Annotated in this window: 5 protein-coding genes; all 5 read right to left on the reverse strand. The window is 71.5% G+C overall.

Annotated features, from left to right (window positions below; all coding sequences use genetic code 11):
* Positions 1-70 precede the first annotated feature (70 nt).
* Positions 71-700 carry a TetR/AcrR family transcriptional regulator gene (locus FV230_RS23920; RefSeq protein WP_147728675.1) on the reverse strand — a complete coding sequence of 210 codons (630 nt, stop codon included), beginning with the start codon at positions 698-700 and terminating at the stop codon, positions 71-73.
* Positions 697-963: a hypothetical protein gene (locus FV230_RS23925; RefSeq protein WP_147844174.1), complete on the reverse strand. Its 267-nt coding sequence runs from the start codon at positions 961-963 to the stop codon at positions 697-699. The genes FV230_RS23920 and FV230_RS23925 overlap by 4 nt, the downstream gene beginning before the upstream one ends.
* 156 nt (positions 964-1,119) lie before the next feature.
* The gene (gene glmM / locus FV230_RS23930; RefSeq protein ID WP_147728677.1) at positions 1,120-2,460 is read right to left on the reverse strand and encodes a phosphoglucosamine mutase; all 1,341 of its coding nucleotides are present in this window, start codon (positions 2,458-2,460) and stop codon (positions 1,120-1,122) included.
* Between the two features lie 227 nt (positions 2,461-2,687).
* Complete coding sequence (ftsH, locus tag FV230_RS23935) at positions 2,688-4,610, reverse strand: ATP-dependent zinc metalloprotease FtsH (RefSeq protein WP_147728678.1); 1,923 nt, start codon at positions 4,608-4,610, stop codon at positions 2,688-2,690.
* Positions 4,611-4,613: 3 nt separating this feature from the next.
* On the reverse strand, positions 4,614-5,424 hold an 811-nt coding region (locus FV230_RS23940), incomplete at its 5' end, for an ATP-binding protein (protein WP_147844175.1).

Raw genomic sequence — 5,424 nt, forward strand, 5'->3', positions numbered from 1 at the left:
GCCCGTGCCGGCAAGGACAGGGGGAGCGCGAGGGCCAGGGCGGCGAGGCCGAGGCGATGGGCGCGAACGGTCATCGGCCGGTCTCCGCGGGCGTCGAGGCGAGGGGAAGGCGCCCGTCGAGGCCCGCATCGAGCAGGGCGAGGAGCTGGGCGACGGCGGCGGCCGGGTCGTAGCCGGGCAGCAGCGCCCGGTCGACGATGATCCCCTTCATCAGGGGGCCGAGCAGGGCGTAGAGCGCGGCCGGGTCGCAGGCGGGGGACCGCGCCAGGGCGGCGAAGGTCTCGACGAACCAGCCCCGCGCCTCGGCCTCGGCCCGCGCGGTCATCGCGGCGATCGCCGGGTTGCGCGTCGCCTCCGACCAGATGTCGACCCGCAGGATCGCGGTCTCGCGGGTGATCGAGACGAAGTAGCGGGTGATGATGCCGAGCAGCGCCGCGCGGCGGTCGCCGTCGCGCTCCAGCTCGGCCACGAGCAGGGCGCCGCGGGCGCGCTCGCACTCGGCGAGCCCGAGGACGAGGTCCTCCTTCGAGGCGAAGTAGCGGTAGACGTTGCCGGCGCTCATCGCCGCCTCGCGGGCGAGGTCCTGCATCGTGGTGCGGTGGAAGCCGTTGCGCACGAAGCAGGCCTCGGCCGCCGCCAGGATGTGCTCGCGCCGGGCCGACGGCTCGATCCGCGCCGAGACGGCGCTGCCGGCGCTCATCGCGCGAGGCTCGCCGCCGAGACGTGGGGCACAATGCGGCTCGCGTCCTTCGCGGGCGGGACGCCCTGGCAGGCGGCGGGACGAACCGCGAGCCCGGCACAGGACCGCGCCTGCCATCCGTCGGGACCGGCCCCGGTCCAGCCGATCAGCGCGACCCAGGCGAGCCCGAGGATCCCGACGAGCGCGAGGTTCGCCGGCGTGGCCACGGCGCGAAGCTCTGCGAGACGGAGGGCGGTGCCGGGATCGGAAACGGAAAGGCCCATGGCGGATTCCTGCGTGCCGCCCCCGTGTAATGAACGTTCATTCTCATGTCAATGAACGTTCATTCTCAGATCGGCTCAAGAAGCGCGTCGTCGCCGCAGCCCGTCTTCCCTCCCCCCGCGGGGGGAGGGAAGACGGGATCGCTCAGGCCGAAACGCTCACGCCGCGGCGCGGGTCACCGCGTCGACGACCGCGTCGACGACGTCGTTGACGAGGCCGCGGTCGTCGCCCTCGGCCATGACGCGGATGACCGGCTCGGTGCCGGACGGGCGGATGACGAGGCGGCCGGCGTTGCCCAGGCGCTCGCGGGCGTGCTCGATCGCGGTGACGACGCTGTCGGCGCGCAGCGGCTCGCCGGAGCGATAGCGCACGTTCTTCAGGATCTGCGGCAGCGGGTCGAAGCAGTGGCAGACCTCGCTGACCGGCCGCGCGCTGCGCTGGACCACGCTCAGCACCTGCAGCGCGGCCACCAGCCCGTCGCCGGTGGTGGCGTAGTCCGACATGATGATGTGGCCGGACTGCTCGCCGCCGAGGTTGTAGCCGTGCTCGCGCATGTGCTCGAGCACGTAGCGGTCGCCCACCGCGGTGCGGGCGAGCGAGAGGCCGATCCCGCCGAGGTAGCGCTCCAGCCCGAGGTTGGACATGATCGTGGCCACGATCCCCGGCTGGGTCAGGAGGTCGTCCTCCTTCCACGAGCGGGCGACGACGGCCATGAGCTGGTCGCCGTCGACGACCTGCCCCTTCTCGTCGACGATCAGCACCCGGTCGGCGTCGCCGTCGAGCGCGATGCCGATGTCGGCGCGCAGCTCCCGGACCTTGCCGACCAGGGCGGCGGGCGCGGTTGAGCCGACGTCGCGGTTGATGTTGAAGCCGTCCGGCTCGACGCCGATGGCGATGACCTCGGCGCCGAGCTCCCACAGGGTCTCGGGGGCGACGCGGTAGGCGGCGCCGTTGGCGCAGTCGACCACGATGCGCAGGCCGTCCAGCGTCACGTTGCGCGGCAGCGAGCGCTTGGCGAACTCGATGTAGCGGGCATGCACGCTCTCGATGCGCTTGGCCCGGCCGAGCGACATGGAGCCGGCGAGCCGGGTGTGCAGCTCGCCGTCGATCAGCGCCTCGATCTCGCGCTCGATCGCGTCGTTGAGCTTGAACCCGTCCGGCCCGAACAGCTTGATGCCGTTGTCCTCGAACGGGTTGTGCGAGGCGGAGATCATCACGCCGATGTCGGCGCGCATCGAGCGGGTGAGCATCGCCACCGCCGGCGTCGGCATCGGCCCGAGCTGCAGCACGTCCATGCCGACCGAGGTGAAGCCGGCGATGAGCGCGGTCTCGATCATGTAGCCCGACAGGCGGGTGTCCTTGCCGATGACGACGCGGTGGCGATGGTCGCCGCGCTGGAACACCAGGCCCGCCGCCTGGCCGACCTTCAGCGCCAGCTCCGGCGTGATCACCCCGTTGGCCCGGCCGCGAATGCCGTCGGTGCCGAAATACTTTCTCACGAAACTCTCCGTCCCATCGGGCACGCGACGTTGCGGGCAACCTATCATCGATCGCGCGGCACGCGCGGATCGCGTCCCGTTACGGTGAATCGACGCCGCCTCTTCCCTCCCCGCAGAGGGGGAGGGAAAACCCGCGCTGCGTCTCCCATGCCTGTCCGTCTCGGATGCTGGACATACGAAAAAGGGCGCCGTCGTGGCGCCCTTCCCGTTCGTCGATGGTGAGGCTCTCAGCCCTGCGGCTGCGGCTCGAGGCCGCCGTCGCTCTCCTTCGGGCGGCCGCGGCCGGCCGACGGGACCGAGGAACCGCGGGCCGGCGTCGGGGGCACGTCGCCACCGTCGCGGACCGGGGGACGGCCCTTGAGCAGGTTCTTGATCTCGTCGCCCGAGAGTGTCTCGTACTCGAGCAGGCCCTGCGCGAGCGCCTCGAGGTCGTCCTTCCTGTCGGCCAGGATGCGGCGCGCTTCCTCCAGCCCGGTCTCGACGAGGCGGCGCACCTCGGCGTCGATCTTCTGGGCGGTCGACTCGGACACCGTCTGCTGGCGGCCCATCGACATGCCAAGGAAGACCTCGTCGTTGTTGTCGCCGTAGGCGACGGTGCCGAGCTCAGGCGAGAAGCCCCAGCGCGTGACCATCATCTTGGCGAGCCGCGTCGCCTGCTCGATGTCGGACTGGGCACCCGACGTCACCTTGTCCGGGCCGAAGGTCATCTCCTCGGCGATGCGGCCGCCCATCATGATCGCCAGCCGCGAGGTCATCTGCTCGAACGACATCGACAGCTTGTCGCGCTCGGGCAACTGCATGACCATGCCCAAAGCCCGGCCGCGCGGGATGATCGTCGCCTTGTGGACGGGGTCGGTGGCCGGGACGTTGAACGCGACGATGGCGTGGCCGCCCTCGTGGTAGGCGGTGAGCCGCTTCTCGTCCTCGGTCATGACGAGGGTGCGCCGCTCGGCGCCCATCATCACCTTGTCCTTGGCGTCCTCGAACTCGTGCATCGTGACGATGCGCTTGCCGCGGCGCGCGGCCAGCAGCGCCGACTCGTTGACGAGGTTCATCAGGTCGGCGCCCGAGAAGCCGGGGGTGCCGCGGGCGATGACCTTGAGGTCGACGTCCGGCGCCAGCGGCACCTTGCGGACGTGGACGCGCAGGATGCGCTCGCGGCCGGTCACGTCCGGGTTCGGCACCATGATCTGGCGGTCGAACCGGCCGGGACGCAGCAGCGCGGGGTCGAGCACGTCGGGGCGGTTGGTCGCCGCGATGATGATCACGCCCTCGTTGGCCTCGAAGCCGTCCATCTCGACGAGCAACTGGTTGAGGGTCTGCTCGCGCTCGTCGTTGCCGCCGCCGAGGCCGGCGCCGCGATGGCGGCCGACCGCGTCGATCTCGTCGATGAAGATGATGCAGGGGGCGTTCTTCTTGGCCTGCTCGAACATGTCGCGCACGCGGCTGGCGCCGACGCCGACGAACATCTCGACGAAGTCCGAGCCGGAGATGGTGAAGAACGGCACGTTGGCCTCGCCCGCCACCGCGCGGGCGATCAGGGTCTTGCCGGTGCCGGGGGGGCCGACCAGGAGCACGCCGCGCGGGATGCGCCCGCCGAGCCGCTGGAACTTCTGCGGGTCGCGCAGGAACTCGACGATCTCCTGCAGATCCTCCTTCGCCTCTTCCACGCCGGCGACGTCGTCGAAGCTGACGCGCCCGTGCGCTTCATTGAGGAGCTTGGCCTTCGACTTCCCAAAACCCATGGCGCGGCCGGCACCCGACTGCATCTGCCGGGACAGGAACACCCAGGCGCCGATGAAGACGAGGATCGGCAGCCAGCTCACCAGCAGCTGGATGAACCACGGCGTGTTGTCCGACGGCGGGCGCGCGGTGATCTGCACGCCCTTGCCCGAAAGCTTCGAGACGAGGCCCGGATCGTTCGGCGCGTAGGAGGTGAAGCTGCCGCCGCCGACGTAGGAGCCGGACACGTCCTGGCCCGAGATCACGACGGACTGGATCTTGCCGGCATCGGCGTCGTTGAGAAGCTGGCTGTAGGCGATCTCGCTCCCGCCGCCGCGGTGACCCGGATTCTGGAACAGGGTCACCAGGGCCAGGACGAGGAGGAAGATGACGACCCACAGAGCAAAATTGCGAAAATTCGGGTTCATCGATCAATCCCTGGGGCGTGTGGGCCGGCTGCCCGCCGCTGCGGGTTCGTCCGCGCACGCCAAGCCAATGTAGGCAGAGCCCTCCCCCTTGCCAAGTAAGTCGGGCACCCCTGCGGCAAGGCCGTCCCCTCGCCTGGGCGGAGCGGGCCGGATCGTCACGCGGCGGGCCGGGTCGGCGGCGATGGCGAGCCCGCGCAGGGTGCGCCGCACCGCGCGCCCCGATCTCAGCGCCGGCAGCAGGTCGCCGAGGACCAGCCGCTCCAGCCGCTCCAGCCGCCGCGGCAGCGTGCCGCCGGCCCGGTCGAGGGCGAGGTCGAGGACGCGCAGCGCGACCGCGTCGGGGAGCGCGGCGAGGATTTGGCCGTCGAGACGGAGCGGGACGATCGCCGCAGCACCCCCTCCCCCCACTGCGGGGGGAGGGAGAGGCGCGGCTCCCTCTCCTTCTGGGACAGGAGACCGGCGCCCTCCCACGGACAGCGGCGCCGAGACCGCCTGCCGGAAAGCGGCGTCCGCCGCCGCCGCCAACGCCGCGTCGTCGCGGGCGGCGCGCTCCGCGATCCTTGCGAATCGTTCGGTCGTGAACCCTTCGGCGGCGAGCAGGGGCAGCAATCGGCGCAGGCGCACCCGGCCGTAGCGGTCGTCGGCGTTCGAGGGGTCGCGCGCGAAACCGACGCCCTGCGCCTCGCACCAGGCCACGAGGTCAACCTTGGCGATGTCGAGGAAGGGCCGCGCCAGCGCCAGCCCGGGCTCGAGCGGGCGCTCCCGCCGCATGCCGGCGAGGCCCGCCGGGCCGCTGCCGGCGATCAGGCGCATC

Source organism: Methylobacterium sp. WL6 (assembly GCF_008040095.1).
In the GTDB taxonomy this organism is placed as follows: Bacteria; Pseudomonadota; Alphaproteobacteria; order Rhizobiales; family Beijerinckiaceae; genus Methylobacterium.

What these genes read in the sequence shown, in the direction of transcription:
- FV230_RS23925 (WP_147844174.1), bottom strand. Translation starts at nt 963, where the DNA reads ATGGGCCTTTCCGTTTCCGATCCCGGCACCGCCCTCCGTCTCGCAGAG.
- FV230_RS23920 (WP_147728675.1), bottom strand. Translation starts at nt 700, where the DNA reads ATGAGCGCCGGCAGCGCCGTCTCGGCGCGGATCGAGCCGTCGGCCCGG.
- ftsH (WP_147728678.1), bottom strand. Translation starts at nt 4,610, where the DNA reads ATGAACCCGAATTTTCGCAATTTTGCTCTGTGGGTCGTCATCTTCCTC.